Source organism: Actinoplanes palleronii (assembly GCF_016862315.1).
Taxonomy (GTDB): Bacteria; Actinomycetota; Actinomycetes; order Mycobacteriales; family Micromonosporaceae; genus Actinoplanes; species Actinoplanes palleronii.
In genome coordinates, this window is sequence record NZ_BOMS01000017.1 from 67377 (window position 1) to 91674 (window position 24298).

A 24298-nucleotide genomic window follows, 5' to 3' on the forward strand; every position below is an offset into this window, starting at 1 on the left:
CCCACGTCGGCGCCGCACGGTACGGCCCCGTGGTGTTCACTTGTGAGCATGTCCGAGCCGCACCCGCACGAGTCCGCCTGGCCCCGGCCGGACGGTTCGTGGTCGTCCGGCACGGTGACCGCTTCCGGTGTGCCGCCGCTGGTCCCGCCGCCGCCGGAGGACCCGCCGCCGGCAGCTGAGCCGACCGGCCCGGAGCGCCGCCGCCGGCAGTTGATGATCTTCGGCGGGGTGGCCGGGCTGATCCTGGCCGGCGGCCTGATCGTGCTGCTGGTGATCCTGTTCGGCAGCGAGAGCAACCCGTTCCGGGAGCGGGCGTCCGCGCCCACCGACGTCCGCCCGCCGCTGGCGCAGGCCTGCCCGGCACCGACCTCGTCGGCGAGCGCCCCGGCCACCGAGGCGCCCGTCGTGCCGCCGCCGGCCACCGGCGCCCGGACCGTCGACGAGGAGGCCGGCATCTCCTACCGGAAGTACCCGGCTCCGTGGCTGACCTGGACCGACGTCTGGCGGGCCGGCACTCTGCAGGTGCCCTACCGGGTCGGCCAGCACTTCGTGACCGAGACCTACAGCGGCGGCGAGTACCACGCCTCGATCCTGTCCGCGGCGATCCCGGCCGCCGACAACGACGCGGTCTCGCTGGACCTGGAGTGCGTGGGCCGGCAGATCGCGGCGGACGTCCGCGCCGAGTACTACCCGCAGCCGAACACCATGGAGCCGATCCGGGACGAGGTCACCACGCTGGGCGGGCGACCGGCCTGGGTGAGCGAGTTCCGGCTGCGCTTCCGGGCGGACGGACTGACCGCCACCGAGGAGTACTCCGCGGTGGCGGTCATCGACGTCGGCAAACCGAGCGCGGCGATCCTGTACGTGTCGATCCCCGGCACCCACAAGCAGTTCGACTACGTGGTCCGGGACGTCCTCAACTCGGTGCGGCCGCTTTAATTGCCGGTCAGGCCCCAGCGCTTGCGCAGGGCGTTGTCGGCGAAGTTGAAGAGCTGGTCGATCAGAATGCCGATCACCAGCACCACCATGATGTAGCTGATCACCAGGCCGCTGTCGGTCAGGTCCCGGGCGTTCTGCATCCGCACGCCGATCGACACCGCGCCGGGCACCATCACCAGCAGCTCACCGGCCATCAGGCTGCGCCACGAGAACGCCCAGCCCTGCTTGAGGCCGGACACGAAGGACGGCAGCGACGCCGGCAGGATCAGGTGCCGGTACTTGGCCAGACCGGACATGCCCATCACCTGGCCGACCCGCAGCCAGGTCCGCGGCACGTAGTCGATGCCGCTGATCAGGCCGTTCGCCACCGACGGCGCGGCACCGATGACGACCACGAACAGGATCGCCTTCTCGCCGAGCTGGAACAGCAGGATGGCGAGCGGGAACCACATGATCGACGGCATCGTCTGCAGGCCGGTGATCAGCGAGCCGATCGCGGCCCGCAGCGGCGCGAAGCGGGAGACCGCCGCGCCGAGGACGGTGCCGATCGCGACCGCAAGGGAGAAGCCGGTGATCGCCCGGGTCATGGTCAGGCGGATGCCGTTCCAGAAGTCGGCCGTGGTGATCAGGTCCCAGAGTTGCGGGAAGACCTCGGTGGGCGGTGGCAGCAGGTACGAGGGCCGCCACTCGGCGAGGTAGGCGGCCTCCCAGATCCCGATCACGATGGCCAGGGCGAGCAGCTTCGGCCATGCGCTGGCCCAGATCCGCAGGCCGAGCCGGCCCTTGTCGCGTTGCGGGGCGGTCTCCAGCGCGTCCAGGCCACTGACCTCGTTGGCGGCCCGGCCCTTCGTCAGGGTCACCGCGTTCGTGGCGGCGGTGGTGCTGTCGGATACGGCGGTTTCAGCTGGCATGACGGGCGACCTCCGCACGGAGCCGGTCGGTGATCTCGGCGGCCTGGCCGGAGACCTCGGGGGAGTCGATGCGCCGGGGGCGCGCGTGCTGGATCGGGAAGTCCTCGATCACCCGGCCGGGGCGGCTGCTCAGCAGGATCACCCGGTCACCGAGGCGGACCGCCTCGCGCACGTTGTGCGTCACGAAGAGCACTGTCAGGTTCTGCTCACGCCAGATCCGCTCCAGCTCGTCGTGCAGGATGTCGCGGGTCATCGCGTCCAGCGCGCCGAACGGCTCGTCCATCAGCAGCACGTCGGCGTTCTGGGCGAGGGCCCGGGCCAGGGCGACCCGCTGGCGCATGCCGCCGGAGAGCTCGTGCGGCCGCTTGTCGGCGAAGCCGTTCAGCCGGACCACCTCGAGCAGCTCCTCGGCCCGCTTGCGGCGCTCGGCCTTGCCGAGGCCCTGCAGGCGCAGCGGCAGCTCGACGTTGCCGGTCACCGAGAGCCAGGGGAAGAGGGCGGCTTCCTGGAACATCAGCGCGACCTTGCGGCCGCCGATCTCCAGGGTGCCGCTACTGATCTGGTCGAGACCGGCGACCAGCGAGAGCAGGGTGCTCTTGCCACAGCCGGAGGCGCCCAGCAGGCAGACGAACTCGCCCTTCTCGACGTCGAGGGAGACACGGTCGAGGGCGAGCAGAGCATTGCTCCCCGATCCGTACGTCTTGGAGACGTTCTCGATGCGCACGACCGCGTCGGTACGCACACCGGTGGTTTCGAGGATGCTCATGCCGTACTCGCCCCTTCCCGTCAGTCCGTCAGGATGCCGCGGCGTCGCTGACCTCGGGCTGCCCGGCAGCCTTGAGCAGCTCGTTCAGCGGACCCAGATCGTAGATGCCCTTGAGGTCGACCGCGTCGAGAAGCTTGACCTCCTCGGCGTGCTTGGCGCTGGTGTAGAGCGAGGACGCGATCGGGTCGGCGGTGAACTTCAGGTTCTTGAACGCCGCCGTCAGGATCTCCGGCTTGAGCGCCTTGCCGGTCAGCGACTCGATCTGCGCGTTCGCGGCCGTCTGGGCGTCCGCGTTGTTGTCGGCGATGTACTTGACCGCCGCGAGGTGGCCCTGCAGCAGCTTCTTGACCGTGCCCGGGTAGTCCTTGAGGAACTTCTGGCTGACGATCAGGTGGGTGGTGACGAACTCCTGGTTCGGCCACAGGGTCTTCTCGTCGACCAGCAGCTTGCCCTTGGACTCCAGCAGCAGCTTGCTCAGGTTGGGCTCCGGCACCCAGGCGCCGTCGATCGCGCCCTGGGCGAAGGCCTGCACCGCTGTCGCGTTGTCCTGCGGGAGGATCGAGACGTCGCCGCCGCCGTTGGTGTCGGCGTTGAGGCCGTTCTCCTTCAGGTAGGCGCGCAGCGCCACGTCCTGGGTGTTGCCCAGCTGCGGCGTCGCGATCTTCTTGCCCTTGAGGTCCGCGACGGTGTTGATGCCCTCCTTGACGACCAGGCCGGCGCCACCGGAGGTGCTGCCCGCGATGATCTTCAGCGCGGTGCCCTTGGACTTGGCCCAGCCGTTGATCGCCGGGTTCGGGCCGATGTAGGTGGCGTCGATCGCGCCGGAGAGCAGTGCCTCGATCGCGGCCGGGCCGGCGTTGAAGGTCTGCGTCTGCAGGTCGGTGCCGCTCAGGGCGTCCTTGAAGAGGCCCTTGTTCACGCCGACCAGCGCCGGGGCGTGGGTGATGTTCGGGAAGTAACCGAGCTTGATGGTCTTCGCCTCGGCCGGGGCACCGGCGGCAGTGTCGGCCTTCGTGTTGTCGTCGTCGGATCCGCAGGCGGCCAGGGCGGACGTGGCCGCGAGGGCGGCGGTGGCAAGGGCGAGCGCACGGAGGGTGCGGGAGCTCATGCTCAAAACTCCTAGTTCTGCTTTATCGAAATAAGGGAAAGCTCGGCCAGGGTGCGGTGGTCGACAACGCCCTCGATGGCCGCTTCGACGTCGATCCACACGTCGTGCAGTGCGGTCGCCGCGCCGTGATAGGTCGCCGTGGCGGTGGGGAGACCGCGGACCGTGGTGAGCGCGCCGCCGACGGCGCGGACCACGTCGCCGACGGTGATCTCCTCGGCTCCGCGGGCCAGGGCGTACCCGCCGTCGACGCCGCGGTGGCTGTGCAACAGCCCGGCGCGGCGCAGGTCGAGCAGGATGCCCTGCAGGAAGCTCAGCGGGATGTCCTGCGCGGCCGCCAGACCGGCGGCCTTGACCAGACGCGGGTGCTCCGCGGTGACGGCGAGCATGGCGCGGACGGCGTAGTCCGTGCGTGCCGAGACGTACACGGCGGGGGCCCCCTCCCAGCGGATCAAACTTTGCTTAATCTACCTGTTAGATGGGAATACTGGATCAGATGGGTTTGATGCGTCAAGTACCCGACCGCATGACGGGACCGAGACGTCCGTCTCTTTGCCCCGCCACAGGTAGTGGCGCGGGTGGTCACACAGCGCGCTAATGTCACCTGGTGGCGTCCAGAATCCAGATTCCCGCGACGAAATATCCGGTCGAGCGGTTCACCCTCGCCAACGGTCTGCGTGTGGTCCTCTCACCGGACCGCAGCGCTCCGGTCGTCGGCGTGGCCGTCGTCTACGACGTCGGCATCCGCAGCGAACCCGAGGGGCGGACCGGCTTCGCGCACCTCTTCGAGCACCTGATGTTCCAGGGCTCGGAAAACCTCGAGAAGCTCGCGCACTTCCGGCACGTGCAGGGCGCCGGTGGCAGCTTCAACGGCTCCACCCACCTGGACTACACCGACTACTTCGAGGTGCTGCCGTCCGGCGCCCTGGAGCGTGCGCTGTTCCTCGAGGCCGACCGGATGCGCGGTCCCCGGCTCACCGAGGAAAACCTGCGCAACCAGGTCGACGTGGTCAAGGAGGAGATCCGGGTCAACGTCCTGAACCGGCCGTACGGCGGGTTCCCCTGGCTGAAGCTGCCCCCGGTGATGTTCCGGACCTTCGCCAACGCCCACGACGGGTACGGATCGTTCGAGGACCTGGAGAGCGCCACCGTCGAGGACGCTCAGGGCTTCTTCGACCGCTACTACGCCTGCGGCAACGCGGTGCTGTCGGTGGCCGGCGACTTCGACGTGGCCGAGGCGACCGCGATGATCGAGCGGCACTTCGGCGACGTGCCGGCCCGCCCGGCCCCGGTCCTGCCCGACTTCGCCGAGCCGGGTCTGGACGGCGAGCGCCGCGAGACGTACGTGGACCGCATCGCCCCGCTGCCCGCCGTCGCCGCGGGATACCGCGTGCCCGACCCGATCGGGTCCTTCGACACCTATCTCCCGTTCTCGGTGCTGGCCGAGGTGCTCACCGACGGCGACGCCTCCCGGCTGGTCGAGCGCCTGGTCCAGCGGGACCGTTCGGTCACCAGCATCGGCGGCTACCTCGGCTTCATGGGCGACGAGTACCAGGTGCGCAACCCGACCGCCCTGCTGCTGCAGGCGCACATGCCGCCCGGCGGCGACGCCGGCAAGGTGCTGCGCACCGTCGACGAGGAGCTGGACCGGCTGGTCGCCGACGGCCTGCAGCCGGGCGAGCTGGAGCGCACCCAGGCGCGGATGAGCGCCCGCCTGCTGCAGGGCACCGACGAGGTGCTCGGCCGGGCCCTGCCGATGGCCGTGCTGGAGCTGCAGCGCGGCCGCCCGGGTCTGCTCAACGAGCTGCCCCGGCTGCTCGGCGAGGTCACCGCCGACCAGATCGTCACCGCCGCGGCCACCCTGCGGCCGGAGAGCCGCGCCACCGTCGAAGTCATCCCCGGAGCCGCAGCATGAGCAGCAGGACCCTGCCGGACCTGATTCCGAACGCCGAGTTGACCCTGCCCCCGCAGGCCGAGCGCACGCTGCCGAACGGGCTGACCGTGATCGCCATCCGTCGCGCCGCGGTGCCGCTGGCCGAGGTGCGCCTGCGCATCCCGTTCGGCCGGGCCCCGCTGGCCGCGGCGACGCTGCTCTCCCAGGCGCTGTTCACCGGCACCGGCACCATGTCGATGCTCGACATCGCCGCCGAGCTGCAGGCGGTCGGCGGCGGCCTGGCCGCCGGCCTCGACCCGGACCGGCTGCAGATCAGCGGCAACACGCTGGCCGGTGGCCTGGGCCGGCTCCTGGAGATCCTGGCCGGGGTGCTCACCGACGCCACCTACCCGGGCGAGGAGGTGGTGACCGAGCGGGAACGCCTCGTCGACCACATCCAGGTCGCCCTCAGCCAGCCCTCGCACCTGGCCCGGGTCGCCCTGCTGAAGCGGATGTTCCTGACGCATCCGTACGCGGTGCAGACCCCGGAGGCCGACGAGGTCCGCGCGGTCGAGCCGGAGGCGCTGCGCGAGCTGCACGCCGCCCGGGTCCGCCCGGACGGCGCGATCCTGGTCCTGGTCGGCGACATCGACCCGGATCAGGTCATCGACCTGGCCGAGAAGGCGCTCGGCGGCTGGACCGGCACGGCCCCGGAGGGCGAGATCCCGCCCACCCCGGCGCTGCGGCCGGGCCCGCTGCTGCTCGTCGACCGGCCCGGCTCGGTGCAGTCGTCGCTGCGGATCGCGCTGCCCGCGCTGACCCGCACCGACCCCGACTACGCCGCGCTGTCGCTGGCCAACATGGTCTTCGGCGGCTATTTCTCGTCCCGCTGGGTGGAGAACATCCGCGAGGACAAGGGCTACACGTACGGCTCGCACTCGGTGGTCGAGCACTTCGCGTCCGGCTCGGCGCTGATCGCCGCGGCCGACGTGGCCACCGAGGTGACCGGCCCGTCCCTGCTGGAGACCACGTACGAGCTGGGCCGCATCGCCAGCCTCCCGCCCGGCGAGGAGGAGCTGGAGCAGGCCCGGCGCTATGCGCTCGGCACCCTGCGGCTCGGCATGTCCACCCAGTCCGGCCTGGCCGCCCTGGCTAGCGTGTACGCCGGTTTCGGCCTGCGCCTCGACCACCTGCGGGACCACTCGGCCGCGCTCGCCGCCGCCACCCGGGAGCAGGTCGCCGCGGTCGCGGCGCGCCACCTGGCCCCGGCGCTCGCGGTGACCGTGGTGCTCGGCGACGCCGAGAAGATCGAGCCGCAGCTGGCCGCCCTGACCGCGGTGGAGCGCGACGTACCGTGACCGGCACCGACCATCCGGACCAACCGGAGCAACCCGATCTCGGTGCCGAGCAGCCGGGCACCCCGCCGCTGGCGCGGACCACGCTGGACCGCGCCGCCCACCGCCGCAAGGACGACGCCTGGCTGGCCGACGCCTGGACCCGCGGCCAGGTCCTGGTGATCGACCTGACCAAGGGCGGCCGGGCGCTGGTCACCGACCGTCCCGACGGCGGAGCCGCGCTGGTCCTGGTCGGGTCGGCGGACGCGCCGGAGGCGGAGCGCTGGTTCCTCGGCGAGGACACCGACGGCACCCCGCTGTGGACCATGGACACCACGCCGCCGCCGGCCGAGGGCACCCGGGCGGTGACGTTGCGGGAGGTCGGGCACCTGCTCGACGCCCGGGACACCGGCCTGCTCACGGCGGCTGCCGCGCTGGCCAACTGGCACGCCAGCCACAAGTTCTCCCCGCGGTCGGGCAAGCCGACGGTCGCGGTGGAGGCGGGCTGGGCCCGGGCCGACGACGAGGGCCAGCTGATGTGGCCGCGGACCGACCCGGCGATGATCGTGGTGGTGCACGACGACGTGGCCGGTCCGGCCGGTCGCTGCCTGCTCGGTCACAACTCGGCCTGGGGACGCGGCGAGAACGGGCTGACCCGGTTCTCCTGCCTGGCCGGGTACGTCGAGCCGGGCGAGTCCGCCGAGGCCGCCGTGCTGCGCGAGGTCCGCGAAGAGGTCGGCGTGGGGCTGACCGCGATGCGGTACGAGGGCAGCCAGTCATGGCCGTACCCCGGCTCCTTGATGTTGGGTTTCCTGGCCACCGCGGACCCGGAGCAACCGCTGCGCCTCGACCCGGAGGAGATCGACGAGGCGCACTGGTTCTCCCGGGACGACATCGCCAAGATGATCGCCGGTGACTACGTTCACCCGGAGACCGGTGTACCGATGAGTTTGCCGATGCGATCGTCGATCGCGTTCTACCTGATCGAGAAGTGGTTGCACGCCTCGTGATCACGATCACGACCGGGGGGTATGTGATCAGAAAGTTTCTCGTTTCGACAGGCAACCTGAGTACGGTCCCGGTGCGTCATGCTTACCAAAGACGAGAGGGGATCCGATGACCCAGGTGGAAGCGCCGGCGTGGACGCCGATGTCCGCGGAGGAGCGGGAGGCGTTCGACCGCGATGGTTACATCGTCGTGCCGTCGGTGCTCAGTGAGAGCGAGATCGAGGTCGGGCGGGCCGCGATTCTGGGGTATTACGAGAAGGCGAAGGCCGAGGGCAAGCTGAGCGCGACCGGCGCTCTGCACCAGCTCTCCCCGATCGCCTACGTTCCCGAGCTGGCTTTCCTGCTCGATCACCCCAAGGCTTTCAAGTACATCTGGTCGTTGCTCGGGTGGAACATCCACGTGTACCACTCACACATCGATGTGCACCCGCAGCTGCACGACAAGCAGAAGGAATGGTGGCACTGGCACCAGGACGGCGGACGGCAGAACCGGGAGATCGAGACCGACCCGCGTCCGATGCTGTCGGTGAAGCTCGCCTACTGGTTCTCCGATGTCAGCGAGACCGGCCGGGGCAACTTCACCGTCCTGCCCGGCAGCCACAAGACCAACTGGCTGCCCGGCCCGCCGAGCCGTGGCGTTCCGTGGCCGGCCCCCGAGGGCGCCGTCCAGATCACCGCGAACGCGGGTGACCTGGTCGTCTTCGACCGCCGCATCTGGCACGCCCGGTCGGACAACTACTCCGACATCACCCGTGTCGGGGCGTTCTTCGGTTACACCCCGCGCTGGATCGCGATCCGCGACGAGGTCGCCGACCTGCCGGCCCAGCCGGAGTGGGACAGCAAGACCGAGGTGGAGAAGCAGCTGCTGGGCGGCTTCGGCAAGGGCGACGGCGACCACCAGTGGGGTCACTACCCGGAGTCCACGCCGCTCTACGGCGCGCTCAAGGAGCGGGGCCTGCTCGACTCGAGCATCCCGGCCCTGATCCCGTAAGGTTCCCGGACACGAAAAAGGGGCCGTCCTTTCCGACGGCCCCTTTTCGTGTGCTCAGGCCGCGATCGACTCGAGGTGCTTCTTCACCTGGACGATCGACGGGTTGGTCAGCGCCGAGCCGTCGTCGAACTTCAGGGTCGGCACGGTCTGGTTGCCGCCGTTGACCTTCCGTACGAAGGCCGCCGAGGTCTCGTCCTGCTCGATGTCGACCACCTCGTAGGCGATGCCTTCCCGGTCGAGCTGCGACTTGAGGCGGTGGCAGTACCCACACCAGGACGTCGAGTACATGGTCAGCATCGGACAGGGCTCCTTCGGATACGGGTCACACGGCACTACGCCTTACAGCACAACACCCCGCGGGGGTGTCATGATTCCCTACCGTGCGGACTGAAGCGGTGCTGGCCGGGCTCGACCCGGACCAGCGGACGGCGGTGACGGCTCCGGCCGGTCCGGTCTGCATCCTCGCCGGTGCGGGTACCGGCAAGACCAGGGCGATCACTCATCGGATCGCGCATCGGACGCTGTCCGGCGAGATCAACCCGCGGCATGTGCTCGCGGTCACCTTCACCGCGCGGGCCGCCGCCGAGATGCGCTCGCGGCTCACCGCGCTCGGCGCCGGCGGGGTGCAGGCCCGGACGTTCCACGCGGCCGCGCTGCGCCAGGTGCGCTACTTCGCGTCGCGCCTGCTCGAGGGCCGAGGCATGCCCGAGCTGATCGAGAGCAAGATCCGGGTGGTCGGCCTGGCCGCCGCCCGCGCCGGGGTGCGCGCCGACCGGGCGATCTCCCGCGACCTGGCCAGCGAGATCGAGTGGGCCAAGTCCTCGCTGGTCGAGCCGTCCGAGTACGCCGTGGCCGCCGCCAAGGCACTGCGGGAGCCCCCGTTCGAGCCGGCCCGGGTGGCCGAGGTGTTCGCCGCGTACGAGTCGCTCAAACGCCGCCAGGGCGTGATCGACTTCGAGGACCTGCTGCGCGCCGCGGTCTGGGGCATCGAGGAGCACCCGGACGTCGCCGAGCAGATCCGGGCGCAGTACCGGCACTTCGTGGTCGACGAGTACCAGGACGTCAACCCGTTGCAGCAGCGCCTGCTGGAGGCGTGGCTGGGTGGCCGGGACGACCTCACCGTGGTCGGCGACGCCAGCCAGACGATCTACTCGTTCACCGGCGCCAGCGCGGCCCACCTGATCGACTTCCCGCGCAAGTGGCGCGACGCCGTGGTGGTCCGCCTGGTCCGCGACTACCGGTCCACCCCGCAGGTGGTCGGGCTGGCCAACGCGGTGATCCGGCAGGCCCGCGGCACCGAGGCGAAACTGCGCCTGGAGCTGGTGGGCCAGCGGCCGCCCGGCCCGGAACCGGCCCTCAAGATCTTCCCGGACGAGCCGGGGGAGGCCGCCGCGGTGGCCCGGCGCTGCCGGGAACTGATCACGGCCGGCACGCCGGCCAGCGAGATCGCGATCCTTTTCCGTACGAACGCGCAGTCCGAGGCGTACGAGGAGGCGCTCGCCGAGGCCGAGGTGCCCTACGTGGTCCGCGGCGGTGAGCGGTTCTTCGAGCGTTCCGAGGTCCGGCAGGCGATGGTCGCCCTGCGCGCCGCGGTGCGCTCGATCCCCGGCGAGACCCCGCTCGTCGACGCGGTCGTCGAGGGCCTGTCCCGGACCGGGTGGAACCGCGCGAAGCCGCCGCCCGGCGGAGCGGCCCGCGAGCAGTGGGAGGCGCTCGCCGCGCTGGCCGCGCTCGCCGAGGAGTACGCCGCCGAGCCGGCGATCCTGCCGATCGGCGAGGGCGCCCGGGTGCAGCGGGAGATCACCCTCACCGCCTTCAACGACGAGCTCGCCCGCCGGGCCGAGCAGCAGCACGCGCCGACCATGGCCGGGGTCACGCTGGCCTCGCTGCACGCCGCCAAGGGGCTGGAGTGGGACGCGGTGTTCCTGGTCGGGCTCGCCGACGGGACGCTGCCCACCACGTACGCGAAGACCGCCGAGCAGCTGGAGGAGGAGCGCCGCCTGCTCTACGTCGGGGTGACCCGGGCCCGGCAGGTGCTGTGGCTCTCGCTCGGCCAGTCCCGGGCGCCGGGCGGCCGGACCCGCCGGCCCTGCCGGTTCCTGCCGCAGCTGGGACAGTTCGGCGGGGGTGAGCGGGCCGGTGCGGCGTCCTCCGGGCCGTCCGGTGACCGGAGTCGGAAAACCGACCGCCGGGTGCCCAAGGTGTCGTCCTGCCGGGTCTGCGGCACCACGCTGCTGGCCGGCGCCGACCGGAAACTGGGCCGCTGCGCGAGCTGCCCGTCCGACATGGACGAGGACCTTTTCGAGCGGCTGACCCGCTGGCGGGCGAGCACCGCGGCGGAGCAGAAAGTCCCTGCGTACGTCGTGTTCACCGACGCCACCCTGGTGGCCATCGCGGAACGCCGCCCGTCCGATCCGGCCCAGTTGCTGGCGATCGCCGGAATCGGGGCCCGCAAGCTGGGCCAGTACGGCGAGTCGGTCTTCGCTCTGGTGGGTGGCGCGAGCCCCGAAGATGATGGCCGAAAAAACTTTGAAAACTAGTGCGTTAATTCGTTTGCCCTCTCCTGTAGGGCAGGCATAGCCTCAGAACACAACTTGCCGGGGAACCTTCCCGGGCAAGATCGAGCTACGAGTGCAAGTTGATGGAGAGGAGGTGGCCGTGATGAGGATTCACACCGTGCTGATGCGTTCGTCGCTGCTGCCGTCTCCTGCTTGCGCTCTGTCCGTTCTGCTGCCCGCCGGTGCCGCTCCGTCGGCACTGTTGGCCGCTGAGCGGGTCCTGGCTCCGCAGGCGCACCAGGTCTTCAGCCGGCCGCAAGCCGCGCTGGGCCAGTGGGCCGTCGAGCGGGTGCTCGTCGGTGACATCAAGGGCAGCAATGGCAAAGCCAGCGTCAATGGCACCACTGGGTTCGCGGGCGTCGATTCCATCTCCAGCAAGCGCTACACGGATGGTGGCAGCGGCACCCCGCCTCGAGGAAGGCCGGTCTGATAACCCAGACCTCCGGCTCACCTCGAGGCCGCGGAACCCCTAACCGGGATCCGCGGCCTTAATTTTTTGCCGGCTCACCAGCCGGTGCACTTTCCCGGAACACGATCCAGAAGATCGATAAGAAGAGAGAGGTGACCGGGCTTTATGAGTCTGGCGCTGGCCCCGATCGACATCACCGTCGAGATCGAGGCAAACCTGCCCTGCCGGAAGTTCGACCCGGACCTGTGGTTCTCCGACTCCCCGGCCCAGCTGGAGCTGGCCAAGTCGCTTTGCGGGGACTGCCCGCTGCGCGTCGAGTGCCTCGCCGGCGCGGTGGAGCGGAACGAGCCCTGGGGTGTCTGGGGCGGCGAGATCTTCGAGCGTGGCGCTGTCGTGCCGCGCAAGCGGCCGCGTGGCCGGCCCCGGAAGGTCGACGTCGCTCGGGATGCCGAGCTGGCCGTCGAGGTCGAGGAGCGGCTCGCCGCGAACGGTCTCGACACCCGCAACTCCGTCCGTCTGGCGGCTTGAGATGACCGACCTGACCATCCCCGCGATCGACACCCGAAAGCCCAGCACCGTCCCGGTGCGTTCGAATGGAGTCACCAAAGTGAGACTTATCCAAGCGGCCCTGTCGAGGGCCCGAATGCGTCAGCCTCAGAGTGACCGTGCACCTGAGGCTTACCGTTCCGCCCGCCGTATCGCCATGGAAGGCCGTAAGCAGGCCGCCCGTGAACTCGGCGTCGGCGGCTACTGATTCCGCGTTTTAGACCCGCTACCCGGGAAATGGTGAAAAGCCCGTCCGCCGATGCGGACGGGCTTTTCCGTACGGATGGTCATGCGGCCGGCGCGAACCCCGGCAACCATTCCTCGAGGATCTCGCGATAGGGCGCCTCGGCCTCCAGCTGGCAGAGCACCCCGATCGACCCCAGCGTCACCCGATGGATCAGCAGGTACGACGGCGGCAGGTTGAGCTTGCGCCCGAGCTGGTACGCCGGTGACCGCGGATTGGCGATCCGGGTCGCCTCCCCGCGCAGCCAGCTGCGGGTGAACTGGAACCGCGGCACCGCGACCGGCTCGATCATCGGGCGCAGGAACGCGAGCACCGCCTCCGCGTCGATCGACTCGTTCCGTTTGATGAAGCCCTCGTCGCGCAGCCCGTCCGCGACCCCGTCCGCGTCCGCGGCCAGGGCCAGCCGGACCAGGCGGCCGACCGGTTCCGGGTGGCCGTCGGGCAGGCGGGCCACCGCACCGAAGTCGATCACACCGAGGCGGCCGTCCGGGAGGATCCGGAAGTTGCCCGGGTGCGGGTCGGCGTGCAGCAGCCCGGCCCGGCCGGGCGCGGAGAAGTGCAGGATCGCCATCAGCCGACCGGCCTCGTCCCGCTCGGTCTTGGTGCCGTCGGCGATCACGCTGGACAGCGGCCTGCCGTCGACCCACTCGGTGACCAGCACCCGGGGCGAGGCGGCCACCACCCGGGGCACGAAGATCTCCGGATCGTCGTGGTACGCGGTGGCGAACGCGCGCTGGGTCTCCGCCTCCATCTCGTAGTCGAGTTCCTCGACCACGCGTTCGTGCAGCTCGGCCAGGAGCGGTTTGATGTCCATCCCGGGCTGGATGATCTTGAACATGCCGGCCAGCCGGGAGAGCTGCTTGAGGTCCGAGACCAGGGCCTCGCCGGCCCCCGGGTACTGCACCTTCACGGCGACCGTGAGCAGTTTCGGTTTCGCGTTCTTCCGGGCCGGCGGCAGTTTCCAGACCGCCTGGTGCACCTGGCCGATGCTGGCGGCGGCGGCCGGGCTGTCGTCGAACTCGGCGAACCGGTCCCGCCAGTCCGGCCCGAGCTGCTCGGCGAGCGCCTTGTGCACGCTGGTCACCGGCATCGGCGGGGCGGCTTCCTGCAGCTTGGTCAGCGCCTGCCGATACGGCCCGGCCATCTCCTCGGGCATCGCGGCCTCGAAGACCGACAGTGCCTGGCCGAACTTCATCGCACCGCCCTTGAGCTGGCCCAGCACGCTGAACAGCTGCTCGGCGGTGCGCTGCTGGATGTCCGCGGAAATGACGTCGGCAGCTATCCCGACGGCCCGTTTGCCCAACCCCAGTGCAGCACGGCCGGCGAAGCCGAGGGGCAGTGCGGCCAGCTTGGCGGTCCGGGAGGCCGCTCGCCGCGGTATGTCCGTCACCAGATCATTGTGACCGACGCGCGGCCCTTCCTCTGCCCGTCGTCCATCGGTTTGCCAGCTTATGCGACAAAGGTTCGATCAGGGACGCGGAAATCGGTACCCCCGGCGGTGACAGGAGCAACCCGGATGCGGCGGCCAGGCGCGGCGGCGGGTCCGGCCCGGCGCGGTGATCTCGATGGCCGCGCCCAGTGTCGCCGGGGTGCCGCCGTCCAGGAACTCCAGCACCTCGGCGGTGGCCTGACCGGTAGCGCTCAGCACGGTGGCCACCGTGCAGGGCTCGGCCGCGTCCGGGCCGGGTGGTGCGGGTGAACCCGGCCAATCCGGATCCCGCTCACGTCTGTGCAGCTCCAGGCAGTTCATGCAGGGTCCGCCGGTGGCCGGCACGAACGGTCCGACGATCGCCGCGCCGTCCCGGATCCGCACCGCGAGGTGCGGCTGACGACGGTTCGCATGTCCGGCAGCGACCAGGGCGGCGGGCTGCTCGTGGGCGAGCTGGACGACCAGGCTCACCGCGGTGCCGCGCCGGATCTCGCCGACCTGGGTGCCGGGCGCGGCCCGGACGATCGCGGCAGCCACCGCGCTGTGCAGCGGGCTGCCCAGATCTCCGGTGCGCAGGGCACTCCCGGCCAGGTCGCCCGGCCCGACCATGCCGGAGAGGTCCGGGCGCACGTGACCGACACCGGCCTCGGCCAGGGCGACCGCGATGGTGGCGCCGAGCCGTCCCCGGCCGGTCAGGACCACCCGGGCCGCGCGCCGGCGGCGCAGGGTGCGGGCCGGCGAGGCGAGCTCTGCGGCGGTCGGGAGGGCGCCGAACTGCTTGCCGCGGGCATCGAGCGCCAGGGCGGCGGCCTCACCGGTCAGGCGGTGTCGTTCGGCGCTGGGCAGGGTGGCCGGCAGCAGGGCCGTGGCGGGCAGCACCAGACCGGCCCGGTGCAGCGCGTCGAGCAGCTCGCGGGCCTGGTCGGGGGAGACGCCGAGCTCGGCCGCGTGCTGCAGGATCTGGCGTTCCGCCCGGTTGCCGTCGAGCAGGTCGAGGACCCGGGCCAGGCGCGGGTCGGGCAACTCCACCCGTACGGCGTGGGCCGGGTCCAGGCCGAGCTGCAACTCGACCGGCCCGCGCCAGACCCGGGCGAGCCCCGGGATCAGGGTGGGCCGGGCCAGCGCGGGGCGGGGTGCGGGGGTCATGAGTGACAGGTTGTCACTGCAGGGCTGCGGAGTGAGTTGGTTATCCACAGCCCGGCGACGCACTCCGCAGGGTTATCCACAAGCAGAGTCGAGTTATCCACAGCTGGGCGCAGGAAGTCCCGGATAACTCAACGTGGTGGGCCGGATACGGTTACGGCCCGCCGGGGAGGACGACCAGTCGGCCGGCCTCCCCGGAAGCGCACCTCAAGAAGCCTTCGCCTTGCCCAGAATCCGGTTCATCGTGGTCCCACAGACCGGGCACTTGCCCTTGGCCATGTTCATGCCGGTCTTGGAGACCGCCACTTCGCCCTGGAAGTCACGCTTCTCCTTGCACTTCACGCAGTAGCCGTTGTACGTGGTCTCGGCCACGGTTCCTCCTCGTTCGTGTCGTCGGCCGCTGGTCCCCGTGCCTGTTTCGCGGCGACGGGCGCGAACCTGTCTGCGGCGCCGGCCCGGTCAGCCGCCGCCCGCGAGATCCGCGGGATGGCGTCTGTGTGGCCACGTGGGTGTGGCCATCCCGTCCGGGGCGTGGACTTACCCAGGTCAGGCCGGTTCCATGTCAGCGCAGCGTCGGCGGTGTCACCGACGACGTGAGTGTGCCGGGAGGAAGTGCCCTTTTCGTACACGTTTGCCGGGACACGCCGACGATTAGCTTCATAACGGCCCTAACGGGACGTGTAGGCCGAGTAGGCACCTGAGTCGACGATGGTCTAGGTTGACGGCTGTCTCAGATGTTGCGGCTGGGGAAAATTTTTTCGGGTATTTGCGGACGTAACGTGCATATCTCGTGACAGAGCTTCGGCGTACTCTTGCGGTGACCAGGGTCTCGCGGTTTAGCGTCTCAACGTGAACCCGAATCTGGGCCGCGCGAGCCGGTAATGGCCCGCGTGCGCAAACCTGTCGTGGAAGTGCGGCGCAGTCAGCGTCGGCGCAGGACGGTGTCCGCGTATCGCGACGGGGAGCGCGTGGTCGTGCTCATCCCGGACCGGTTCTCGCGCGCCGAGGAGACCGAGTGGGTCGAGCGCATGCTCGCCCGCCTGGCCACCCGCGAGGAGCGCCTGCGGCACACCGACGCCGAGCTGCTCGCCCGCGCCCGCCGGCTCACCGCGCGGTACTACGCGGATTACGTCGACCTGGTCGCGCCGGCCAGCGTGCGCTGGGTGACGAACCAGAACGGCCGCTGGGGCTCCTGCACTCCGGACGACGCCTCCATCCGGATCTCGCACCGGATCCAGGAGATGCCCGACTGGGTGGTCGACTACGTGCTCCTGCACGAGCTGGCCCACCTGATCGTGCCCAGCCACAACGCGCGTTTCTGGGAGCTGGTCAACCGCTTCCCCAAGGCCGAGCGCGCCCGCGGCTATCTCGAGGGCGTCTCCGCTGCCGGATCGTCGATGGTGCTGGCCGAATAACCCCCACTGCCTTTTTCGGTACGCCGTGAGCGCGGCCGGTCGTACCGAGGTGCGTACTGTGACGCTGTGACGCGGCGTGTAGTGGTGATGATGCTGGTCCCGGTGCCGTGGAGCCCGCCAGGAGTCGCCCTGCCCGCGTGGCGTGCCGCGCTGGCCGAGGACCTGGCCGACCTGCTCGCCCGCCTGGCACAGGCCGAGGCCGCGATCGCCGCCACCCCGGCCGACCGGGAGCTGGCCGAGGAGATCGCCTGGCCGGGCATGCGGATCTACGAGATTCCGCAGCTCACCGTGCTGCCGGTGCTGCGTGCCGCCGCCGCGGACGGGTTCGAGCAGGCCGCCGTGATCGCCGCGGACGCGCCGGACGTGCCCGGCATGATCCTGGGCAAGCTGCTGAGCCCGCTGGAGAACAAAGCCGTCGCGGTCGCACCGGGCGGCCCCGGCGGCGGACTGCTGGGCATGGCCACCAGCCTGCCCGCGCCGGATTGGCTCGCCGACCACGACCTGGACACCGGTTCGGCGCAGCTGCTGCGCCGGACCGCCCCGGCGCCAGGGGAGGTCACCTCGACCCCGATGTGGCGCCGGATGCGCGGCCCGGGCGACCTGGCGACACTTGACGTCGCCCTGGAGGGCTGGGACAACACCCGCGCCCTGCTGGGCGGCTAGCCCCTTTCAGCGGCCAGCCCCTTCTTATTGTTCGGCCCGCCACCGGCTCGGTCCCGTCACGTGCTCGGTCCCGGGCACGGCTCGGCCCCGCCACCGGGCTCGGTGGCAGGGCCGATGTCGTCACGTCACTTCTTGTCGGTGTCCTCCGGGCCGGGCTCGTCCGCGCCGGGCTCGGGGTTGCTCTCCAGGCCCTCGAGCTCGCTGATGTCCCAGTCCGACTGACCGCGGGCGAAGACCTCCGGGTTGGCGAAGTCCTCGTCGGTGGGCAGCAGGTCGGGGTGGTCCCAGAGGCCGTCCCGGCCCTGGAAGCCACGCTGCTCGGTGACCGCCGTCCACAGGGCGCCGGCCTCGCGCAGCCGGCGTGGCCGCAGCTCCAGCCCGACCAGGGCGGCGAACGTCTGCTCGGCCGGGCCACCGGCGGCCCGGCGACGGCGGAACGCCTCGCCCAGCGCGGCCACCGACGGCAGCCGGTCACCGGCCGCGTCGTCGACCACGTGCCCGACCCAGCCCTCGACCAGGGCCAGCGCCGTCTCCAGACGGGCCAGACCGGCCTTCTGCTGCGGGGTGTCCTCGGGCGTGAAGATGCCCTCGAGCGCCATCGCCTGCATCGACTCCGGGTCGGTCGGGTCGACGCGGCTCATCGCCTCCTCGATCGCCTCCCGGTTCACCGTGATGCCGTTCGCATACGCCTCGACGGCGTTCAGCACGTGCGCCCGCAACCACGGGACGTGCCCGAAGAGTCGCTGGTGGGCCGCCTCGCGCAGGGCCACGTACAGCCGGACCTGGTCCTCGGGGAGTTCGAGGCCCTCGCCGTACGCCTTGATGTTGGCCGGAACCAGCGCGGCGGTGCCGGCCGGGCCGAGTGGGAGGCCGATGTCGCCGGCCGAGAGCACCTCGGCGGCGAGCTGGCCGAAGGCCTGACCGAGCTGCCCGCCGAAGAGCGCGCCGCCGAGCGTGGCGACCATCGACTGCATCGGGCCGAGCTGGGCTCGGGCCTCCTCGGGGACCAGGTCGCCCATGGCGCCCACCATGCGGCCGGCGATCGGCTCGCACAGTTTCTTCCAGACGTCCAGAGTGTTGTAGATCCACTCGTTGCGGTTCCAGGCGACCGCCTTGTGGATGCCACTGGGGAGCGCGCAGACCGGGTCGAGCCACAGGTCAGCCAGCCGGAGCGCCTCCTCGACCTGGTGGCGCTCATGCATGTTCACCGCCGGATCGCCACTCGCCGAGAGCTGGCTGGCGGCGACCTGGCGGGCCAGGTCCCAGTTGACCGGGCCGCTGCCGGGGGCAGCGAACATCTGCTGCAGCTGAGCCATGAACTGCTGCATCTGCTGCGGGTCGGAGGGGTCGGGCGGCTGCGCGCCCGGCAGGGAGAAGCCGAACGGGATATCAGGCACGTCCCCAACGGTACGCGCGAAACGCTCGTGGCGGACTGATGGAGGTGTCAGCTCAGAGAGAACTCAGACAGGGTGGGTAGTCTCACGCGCATGAGACGTCGCGGTGTCACCGTCATCCTGGGCGCCCTGGTAACCGCCCTGCTGGCCGCCGGTGTCATGATCGCGCCCCTGCCGTACGTGGCACTCAAGCCCGGCCCGACGGTGAACACGCTGGGCTCCGCCCAGGGCACCGAGGTGATCAAGGTGACCGGGGCGAAGACCTCCGAGTCGGCCGGCCAGCTCCGGCTCACCACGGTCAACGTGCAGTCGAAGGTCGAGCTGGTCCAGGCGATCCAGGGCTGGCTCAGCGGTGACGACGCGGTCGTGCCCCGCGAGCTGATCTACCCGCCGGACCGCAGCGAGGCGCAAGTCCAGGAGCAGAACGCGCAGGAGTGGAAACAGTCGCAGACCAGCGCCGAGACGGTCGCGCTGCGCGAGCTGGGCTACCCCGTGCAGACGTACGTGCGGAAGGTCACCGCCGGTGGCGCGGCCGTGGGCGTGCTCGAGGAGAACGACGTGATCACCGCGGTGAACGGCACCGCGATCACCGGCCCGACCCAGCTCACCCAGCTGGTCCGGGCCAAGCCGGTGGGCACCGCGCTGAGCGTCGGCTACACCCGGGCCGGCAAGAAGGCGACCGCGAAGGTCACCACGAAGGCCGGCGAGGGCAGCAGCACCCCGCGGCTGGGCATCGAGATCGACACCAAGCAGCCGCACCCGTTCACCATCAAGATCGACCTCGACAAGATCGGTGGACCGAGCGCCGGGCTGATGTTCAGTCTCGGGATCATCGACAAGCTCCGCGACGAGGACCTCACCGGCGGCAAGGTGATCGCCGGCACCGGCACCATCGACGACGACGGCAATGTGGGCCCGATCGGTGGCATCCCGCAGAAGCTCGTCGGCGCGAAGGAGGCCGGGGCGAAACTCTTCCTGGTCCCGAAGGACAACTGCGCGGAGGCCCTGCGCAACGCGGTGGCCGGCCTGCCGATGGCGAAGGTGGCCACGGTGGACGACGCGCTCACCGCCCTCAAGACGTTCACTGCCGGTGGCAGTCCGACGCCCTGTTCGGCATCGTGATACCGGCCGTAACGGATCCGTTCTACCGCGTATCGAAGCTGGATAGGACATCGTAAGGTGAAACACCGGCCCGACGAAGTGTGGAGCCAACGTTGGTAATGCGTAACAGTCCGCTACCGAGGATGAGCCGGCGCGGTCGCGTCACCGTCGGCGTCCTGGTCGGGGTCTTCATACTATTCACGCTGCTCGGCTGGGGCATCGACGCGTACACCGATTACCTCTGGTTCTCCGAGGTCGGGAAGACGAACGTCTTCTCCGGAGTCCTGCTCACCAAGGGACTGCTGTTCCTGGTGATCGGTGCGGTGATGGCCCTGATCGTGGGCGGCAACCTCTATCTGGCATACCGGCTGCGCCCGCTGCTGCGGCCGCACTCGGCGGAACAGGCCACGCTCGAACGCTACCGGATGATCCTGGCGCCCCGGCTGGGCATCTGGATCAGCGTGCTCAGCGTGATCATCGGCTTCTTCGCGGGACTCTCCGCGCAGAGCCAGTGGAGCAACTGGATGCTGTTCCGCAACTCCCAGCCGTTCGGCAAGACCGACCCGCTGTTCAACGTGGACATCGGGTTCTACATCTTCGAGTACCCGCTGCTGCGCTACCTGCTCGGCGTCGGCTTCACCGCGGTGGTGCTGTCCGTGCTCGGCGCACTGGCCGTGCACTACATCTTCGGCGGCGTCCGCCTGCAGGGCGTCGGCGACCGGATGACCACTGCCGCACGCGCGCACCTGACCACCCTGGTCGCGGTCTTCGTGCTGCTCAAGGCGGTGGCGTACGTGCTGGACCGGCGCGCCCTGCTGCTCGAGCAGCACGTCTCCCCGGGACTGTACGGCGCCGGCTACACCGACGTGAACGCGTTGCTGCCGGCCAAGGAGATCCTGGCGTACATCTCGATCGTGGTCGCGATCGCGATCATCGTGTTCTCCAACGCGGTGATGCGGAACCTGGTCTGGCCCGGCGTCTCGCTGGCGCTGCTGGCCATCTCGGCTGTGGCGATCGGCGGCATCTACCCGCTCGCGGTGCAGAATTTCCAGGTCAAGCCGAGCCTGTACGACAAGGAACAGAAGTACATCGGGTATTCGATCGCGGCCACCCGGGACGCGTTCGGGCTCACCGACACGTCGGTCGAGCAGTACCAGGCCCGCGACGAGGATCCGCCGACAACTCTGGGCGCCGACACCAGCGCGCAGAACGTCCGGCTGATCGACCCGCAGCTGGTCTCGCAGGCGTTCACCCAGTCGCAGCAGTCCCGTGGCTTCTACGACTTCGGCGAGAAGCTGGACGTCGACCGCTACGAGATCGACGGCAAGGTGCAGGACTACGTGGTCGGCGCCCGGGAGATCAACGACGCCAAGCTCTCCGCGCAGCAGCGCAACTGGATCAACCGGCACACGGTCTACACCCACGGGTACGGCATGGTCGCCGCGCCCGCCAACCAGGTGTGCGCCGGCGGTCTGCCGTATTTCGTCTCCGGCTTCCTGGCGACCGCCAACAAGGGCAGCTGCTCGGCGGCGACCGACCAGATCAAGACCGACCAGCCGCGGATCTACTTCGGCGAGCAGTCCACCGAGTACGCCATCGTCGGCCAGTCCAACCCGGCGGACAAGGTCGAGTTCGACCGCCCGAAGGACGCCGACAGCAACGACAACGACCTGTACACCTACGACGGCAAGGGCGGCGTGCCGGTCGGCTCGTTCTTCCGCCGGATGGTGTTCGCGATCAAGAACACCGAGAGCAACTTCCTGCTCTCCGACGCGCTCAACGACAAGTCCCGGCTGATGTACATCCGGACGCCGCGTGAGCGCGTGGAGAAGGTCGCGCCGTTCCTCACCATCGACGGCGACCCGTACCCGGCCGTGGTCGGCGGGAAGATCGTGTGGATCCTCGACGGGTACACCACCGCGAAGACCTACCCGTACGCCCAGAAGATCAACCTGGCCAACGAGACCCGGGACGAACTGACCGGCACCGGCTCGTTCGCGCTGGCCCGTGACGACGTCAACTACATCCGCAACTCGGTGAAGGCGACCGTCGACGCGTACGACGGGACGGTCACGCTCTACCAGTTCGACGACCAGGACCCGGTGCTGAAGGCGTGGAACAAGGCCTTCGGCGGCAACCTGGTGGTGCCCAAGGCGGAGATCCCGGCCGAGCTGGCCGAGCACTTCCGCTACCCGGCCGACATGTTCAAGGTGCAGCGCAACCTGCTCACCAAGTTCCACGTCACCGACAACCGCACGTTCTTCTCCGGCGACGACTTCTGGCAGGTCCCGAACGCGCCGGACGCGCCGCAGACCGGGGACAAGCAGCCACCGTTCTACCTGAACGTGAAGCTGCCCGACCAGGACGAGACCCGGTTCCAGCTCACCTCCGGGGTGACGCCGGCCAACCGGGAGAACATGGCCGCCCTGATCTCCGGGTCGTACGACGCCAAGGGCAACCCGTCGCTGGAAGTGCTCGAACTGCCCGACGACACCGCGGTGCCCGGGCCGGTGCAGGTCCATCGACTGATGACCAGCAACGCCGGCATCGCCCAGCAGCTCACCCTGCTGAACCGCGGCGGCCAGCAGACCGTCCTCTACGGCAACCTCATCTCGCTGCCGCTGGAGAACGCGATCCTGTACGTCGAACCGGTCTACGTGAAGAACTCCCAGGCGGCCGGAGCGGCGCCACTGCTGCAGAAGGTGCTGATGTCCTACGGCGACGGCGGCCAGTACGTCGTCCTCGAGGACAACCTCACCAAGGGCCTGAAAGCGCTCGCCGACCTCGGCAAGGCCACCGGCAACACCGGGACCGGCACCACGCCGCCGACCACTACCCCACCCGGTGGCACCACACCGCCCAGCCAGCTCACCGGTGAGCTGGCCGCCGCGGCCGCCGACGTGGACAAGGCCATCGACGACCTCAAGAACGCCCAGAAGGCCGGCGACTTCGTCGCCCAGGGCCAGGCGCTCAAGGCGCTCGACGATGCGATGAACCGCTTCAAGGCCGCGCAGACCACGGCGGGCACCCCGGCAACGACGCCCAGCGTCGGCCCGTCGGTCGCCCCGAGCACGGCCACCTCCGCTGTCCCCACCCCGAGTGCGGGCGGCTGACCAGCAAAAACGCTGAAGCCGGGGGCTGCTTTTGCAGCCTCCGGCCCCAGTGCGCTAGTCTTTAGAAGCCGACGCGGGGTGGAGCAGCTCGGTAGCTCGCTGGGCTCATAACCCAGAGGTCGCAGGTTCAAATCCTGTCCCCGCTACGAGTGGCTGAGGGGCCTTTGTTCGCAAACACCGCGAACGAAGGCCCCTCTTCGCTTTGCTAGCTCCGGGGCCGAGCCCCGGAAACCCGCGTGACGGCGGGGCGCGGTCGGCGGGACGGTCGCGGTGGGTCGGGGAGGTCCCTGCGGGTCTGGGACGTTGCGGTTGTTGGCCACCTCACCGATCGTTTGTCGGCCACCTCACCGACCGGGTCAGGGCCGTGGGCGGCGTCATGGCCGTGGACAGCCTCCGGAGGGCCAGGGCCAGGGCCAGGGCATCGGCTCGCGGCCGTCTTCCCGATGATGGCTTGGCCCTCGGGCGGTCACCACAGCTATCCGTCGCGCCCCAGCCTTGCGCTTCCGCGCCGTCCGGCGCTGTTCGCACTTCTGGGCCGTTCGCGCTGACGCGCTGACGCGCTGACGCACTGAGGCCGCTGGGCCGCTGGGCCGCTGGGCTGCTGGGCCGCTGGGCCGCTGGGCCGCTGGGCCGCTGGGCTGCCGGGCTGCCGGGCCGCTGGGCTGCCGGGCTGCCGGGGCGCTGGGTCCGCTCAGCGTGCTCAGGGCCGTCTTGTCTGTCTCGATCGTCCCTGGGCGCGGAACCTTACAAATATGCGCTGAGCCGGCCAATGGGGCGGGTGCGCGGGCCAAGTGGCTCTCGGTTGTTCGCGGAGCAGGCCACATGGGCCGGTCGGGCGACCTTCCGTTGGGGGTGTCGCTCGACCGGTGAAGGGTGTTCGGTCTGTAGGGGCGGTGCGGGTGCGCGTTGTGGGGCTGCGGACCGGCGGCGCCCCTGGGTGGGCGGCGAGCGCACGCACAACCTGATTGCGTGCGGTAGGCGCCTCGGCCTTGGCCGATTGCGGACTCTCGCCGCCCCGTCCCCGCTGAGCGAGTACTCCTGCCGCCCTCCATCCGCGCTCTTACCTCCTGGCGGCGCTGTGTGAGTGCTCTGACCGCCCTGCGGCGTCATGCGAGTGCTCTGGCCGTCCCTCGGGTGCTGGTGAGTCTCCCGCTGATCGTCGAGGGCCTGATCGTGTGCCGCGATCGCCCCGCCGGGCTCCATGCCCATGGCGCGGCTCGAAGTGATAGCTGCGTCGGGCCGGCCAGTAGGGACTCAGCTCGTAGGCACGTTCTCGACCGAGATCCAGGCTCCGAGAGCATCGGACCGCCACCTCGCCACAGCGGCCACCAGAGCCGGCTCGGCGGTCTCGGCTGGT

Annotated in this window: 21 protein-coding genes and 1 tRNA gene; 13 read left to right on the forward strand and 9 right to left on the reverse strand. The window is 70.2% G+C overall.

Annotated features, from left to right (window positions below):
* Nucleotides 1-48 precede the first annotated feature (48 nt).
* Nucleotides 49-939 carry a hypothetical protein gene (locus tag Apa02nite_RS06840; RefSeq protein ID WP_203824305.1) on the forward strand — a complete coding sequence of 297 codons (891 nt, stop codon included), beginning with the start codon at nt 49-51 and terminating at the stop codon, nt 937-939.
* Here the strand turns inward: Apa02nite_RS06840 and Apa02nite_RS06845 are convergent.
* The 4 genes from Apa02nite_RS06845 to Apa02nite_RS06860 are packed head-to-tail and all read right to left on the reverse strand — an operon-like array spanning nt 936 to nt 4149.
* Complete coding sequence (locus tag Apa02nite_RS06845) at nt 936-1850, reverse strand: ABC transporter permease (RefSeq protein ID WP_203824306.1); 915 nt, start codon at nt 1848-1850, stop codon at nt 936-938. The genes Apa02nite_RS06840 and Apa02nite_RS06845 overlap by 4 nt on opposite strands.
* Complete coding sequence (locus Apa02nite_RS06850; protein ID WP_203824307.1) at nt 1840-2616, reverse strand: ABC transporter ATP-binding protein; 777 nt, start codon at nt 2614-2616, stop codon at nt 1840-1842. Before Apa02nite_RS06850 ends, Apa02nite_RS06845 begins: the two co-directional genes overlap by 11 nt.
* Nucleotides 2617-2644: 28 nt before the next feature.
* On the reverse strand, nt 2645-3724 hold the full coding sequence (locus Apa02nite_RS06855; protein ID WP_067698092.1) for an ABC transporter substrate-binding protein: 1080 nt from the start codon (nt 3722-3724) through the stop codon (nt 2645-2647).
* Between the two features lie 11 nt (nt 3725-3735).
* Nucleotides 3736-4149, reverse strand: a complete 414-nt coding sequence (locus Apa02nite_RS06860) for an RrF2 family transcriptional regulator (protein ID WP_067698090.1) — start codon at nt 4147-4149, stop codon at nt 3736-3738.
* A gap of 179 nt (nt 4150-4328) precedes the next feature.
* Here Apa02nite_RS06860 and Apa02nite_RS06865 point away from each other — a divergent pair, with 179 nt between their 5' ends.
* The 4 genes from Apa02nite_RS06865 to Apa02nite_RS06880 all read left to right on the forward strand — a co-directional run bounded on the left by Apa02nite_RS06865 (nt 4329) and on the right by Apa02nite_RS06880 (nt 8926).
* Nucleotides 4329-5636 carry a M16 family metallopeptidase gene (locus Apa02nite_RS06865; protein WP_203824308.1) on the forward strand — a complete coding sequence of 436 codons (1308 nt, stop codon included), beginning with the start codon at nt 4329-4331 and terminating at the stop codon, nt 5634-5636.
* A complete protein-coding gene (locus Apa02nite_RS06870) occupies nt 5633-6952 on the forward strand; it encodes a M16 family metallopeptidase (protein ID WP_067698086.1) in 1320 nt (439 codons plus the stop codon). Before Apa02nite_RS06865 ends, Apa02nite_RS06870 begins: the two co-directional genes overlap by 4 nt.
* 68 nt (nt 6953-7020) lie before the next feature.
* Nucleotides 7021-7938, forward strand: a complete 918-nt coding sequence (gene nudC, locus Apa02nite_RS06875; protein WP_239164165.1) for an NAD(+) diphosphatase — start codon at nt 7021-7023, stop codon at nt 7936-7938.
* Between the two features lie 106 nt (nt 7939-8044).
* Nucleotides 8045-8926: a phytanoyl-CoA dioxygenase family protein gene (locus Apa02nite_RS06880; RefSeq protein WP_067698084.1), complete on the forward strand. Its 882-nt coding sequence runs from the start codon at nt 8045-8047 to the stop codon at nt 8924-8926.
* 54 nt (nt 8927-8980) lie between these two features.
* Here Apa02nite_RS06880 and Apa02nite_RS06885 read toward each other — a convergent pair whose 3' ends face one another.
* Complete coding sequence (locus tag Apa02nite_RS06885; RefSeq protein ID WP_067698082.1) at nt 8981-9223, reverse strand: mycoredoxin; 243 nt, start codon at nt 9221-9223, stop codon at nt 8981-8983.
* Nucleotides 9224-9306: 83 nt separating this feature from the next.
* Between Apa02nite_RS06885 and Apa02nite_RS06890 the strand changes: the two genes are divergently transcribed.
* The 3 genes from Apa02nite_RS06890 (at nt 9307) to Apa02nite_RS06900 (ending at nt 12421) form a co-directional block, all read left to right on the forward strand.
* The gene (locus tag Apa02nite_RS06890) at nt 9307-11466 is read left to right on the forward strand and encodes an ATP-dependent DNA helicase UvrD2 (RefSeq protein WP_203824310.1); all 2160 of its coding nucleotides are present in this window, start codon (nt 9307-9309) and stop codon (nt 11464-11466) included.
* A gap of 121 nt (nt 11467-11587) precedes the next feature.
* Nucleotides 11588-11914, forward strand: a complete 327-nt coding sequence (locus Apa02nite_RS06895; RefSeq protein ID WP_203824311.1) for a hypothetical protein — start codon at nt 11588-11590, stop codon at nt 11912-11914.
* A gap of 144 nt (nt 11915-12058) precedes the next feature.
* Entirely contained in the window at nt 12059-12421 is a 363-nt protein-coding gene (locus Apa02nite_RS06900; protein WP_067698076.1) for a WhiB family transcriptional regulator, read from the forward strand.
* A gap of 305 nt (nt 12422-12726) precedes the next feature.
* Here the strand turns inward: Apa02nite_RS06900 and Apa02nite_RS06905 are convergent, their stop codons facing one another.
* From Apa02nite_RS06905 to Apa02nite_RS06915, 3 genes are all read right to left on the reverse strand, one after another.
* Complete coding sequence (locus Apa02nite_RS06905; protein WP_203824312.1) at nt 12727-14073, reverse strand: ABC1 kinase family protein; 1347 nt, start codon at nt 14071-14073, stop codon at nt 12727-12729.
* 78 nt (nt 14074-14151) lie between these two features.
* Nucleotides 14152-15258 (reverse strand): hypothetical protein, encoded by a 1107-nt coding sequence (locus tag Apa02nite_RS06910; RefSeq protein WP_203824313.1) that lies wholly within the window; start codon nt 15256-15258, stop codon nt 14152-14154.
* A 204-nt stretch (nt 15259-15462) separates the two neighbouring features.
* Nucleotides 15463-15627 carry a DUF5679 domain-containing protein gene (locus Apa02nite_RS06915; RefSeq protein WP_198171071.1) on the reverse strand — a complete coding sequence of 55 codons (165 nt, stop codon included), beginning with the start codon at nt 15625-15627 and terminating at the stop codon, nt 15463-15465.
* 509 nt (nt 15628-16136) lie between these two features.
* Here Apa02nite_RS06915 and Apa02nite_RS06920 point away from each other — a divergent pair.
* Nucleotides 16137-16670: a M48 metallopeptidase family protein gene (locus Apa02nite_RS06920; protein ID WP_203824314.1), complete on the forward strand. Its 534-nt coding sequence runs from the start codon at nt 16137-16139 to the stop codon at nt 16668-16670.
* Between the two features lie 66 nt (nt 16671-16736).
* Nucleotides 16737-17333 carry a hypothetical protein gene (locus Apa02nite_RS06925; RefSeq protein WP_067698069.1) on the forward strand — a complete coding sequence of 199 codons (597 nt, stop codon included), beginning with the start codon at nt 16737-16739 and terminating at the stop codon, nt 17331-17333.
* A 125-nt stretch (nt 17334-17458) separates the two neighbouring features.
* Here the strand turns inward: Apa02nite_RS06925 and Apa02nite_RS06930 are convergent, their stop codons facing one another.
* Nucleotides 17459-18661 carry a zinc-dependent metalloprotease gene (locus tag Apa02nite_RS06930; protein ID WP_507762484.1) on the reverse strand — a complete coding sequence of 401 codons (1203 nt, stop codon included), beginning with the start codon at nt 18659-18661 and terminating at the stop codon, nt 17459-17461.
* 159 nt (nt 18662-18820) lie between these two features.
* Here Apa02nite_RS06930 and Apa02nite_RS06935 point away from each other — a divergent pair, with 159 nt between their 5' ends.
* From Apa02nite_RS06935 to Apa02nite_RS06945, 3 genes are all read left to right on the forward strand, one after another.
* Complete coding sequence (locus tag Apa02nite_RS06935; RefSeq protein ID WP_203824315.1) at nt 18821-19849, forward strand: YlbL family protein; 1029 nt, start codon at nt 18821-18823, stop codon at nt 19847-19849.
* Between the two features lie 122 nt (nt 19850-19971).
* Nucleotides 19972-22941: a UPF0182 family membrane protein gene (locus Apa02nite_RS06940; protein ID WP_203824316.1), complete on the forward strand. Its 2970-nt coding sequence runs from the start codon at nt 19972-19974 to the stop codon at nt 22939-22941.
* Nucleotides 22942-23013: 72 nt separating this feature from the next.
* Nucleotides 23014-23087: transfer RNA gene (locus tag Apa02nite_RS06945), tRNA-Met, on the forward strand.
* Nucleotides 23088-24298: the final 1211 nt, after the last annotated feature.

Bases quoted from the DNA above. Each gene is read 5' to 3' on its own strand.
- Apa02nite_RS06840 (WP_203824305.1), top strand. From the start codon at position 49: ATGTCCGAGCCGCACCCGCACGAGTCCGCCTGGCCCCGGCCGGACGGT.
- Apa02nite_RS06845 (WP_203824306.1), bottom strand. From the start codon at position 1,850: ATGCCAGCTGAAACCGCCGTATCCGACAGCACCACCGCCGCCACGAAC.
- Apa02nite_RS06850 (WP_203824307.1), bottom strand. From the start codon at position 2,616: ATGAGCATCCTCGAAACCACCGGTGTGCGTACCGACGCGGTCGTGCGC.
- Apa02nite_RS06855 (WP_067698092.1), bottom strand. From the start codon at position 3,724: ATGAGCTCCCGCACCCTCCGTGCGCTCGCCCTTGCCACCGCCGCCCTC.
- Apa02nite_RS06870 (WP_067698086.1), top strand. From the start codon at position 5,633: ATGAGCAGCAGGACCCTGCCGGACCTGATTCCGAACGCCGAGTTGACC.
- Apa02nite_RS06880 (WP_067698084.1), top strand. From the start codon at position 8,045: ATGACCCAGGTGGAAGCGCCGGCGTGGACGCCGATGTCCGCGGAGGAG.
- Apa02nite_RS06885 (WP_067698082.1), bottom strand. From the start codon at position 9,223: ATGCTGACCATGTACTCGACGTCCTGGTGTGGGTACTGCCACCGCCTC.
- Apa02nite_RS06895 (WP_203824311.1), top strand. From the start codon at position 11,588: ATGAGGATTCACACCGTGCTGATGCGTTCGTCGCTGCTGCCGTCTCCT.
- Apa02nite_RS06900 (WP_067698076.1), top strand. From the start codon at position 12,059: ATGAGTCTGGCGCTGGCCCCGATCGACATCACCGTCGAGATCGAGGCA.
- Apa02nite_RS06910 (WP_203824313.1), bottom strand. From the start codon at position 15,258: ATGACCCCCGCACCCCGCCCCGCGCTGGCCCGGCCCACCCTGATCCCG.
- Apa02nite_RS06920 (WP_203824314.1), top strand. From the start codon at position 16,137: ATGGCCCGCGTGCGCAAACCTGTCGTGGAAGTGCGGCGCAGTCAGCGT.
- Apa02nite_RS06930 (WP_507762484.1), bottom strand. From the start codon at position 18,661: ATGCAGCAGTTCATGGCTCAGCTGCAGCAGATGTTCGCTGCCCCCGGC.
- Apa02nite_RS06935 (WP_203824315.1), top strand. From the start codon at position 18,821: ATGAGACGTCGCGGTGTCACCGTCATCCTGGGCGCCCTGGTAACCGCC.
- Apa02nite_RS06940 (WP_203824316.1), top strand. From the start codon at position 19,972: ATGAGCCGGCGCGGTCGCGTCACCGTCGGCGTCCTGGTCGGGGTCTTC.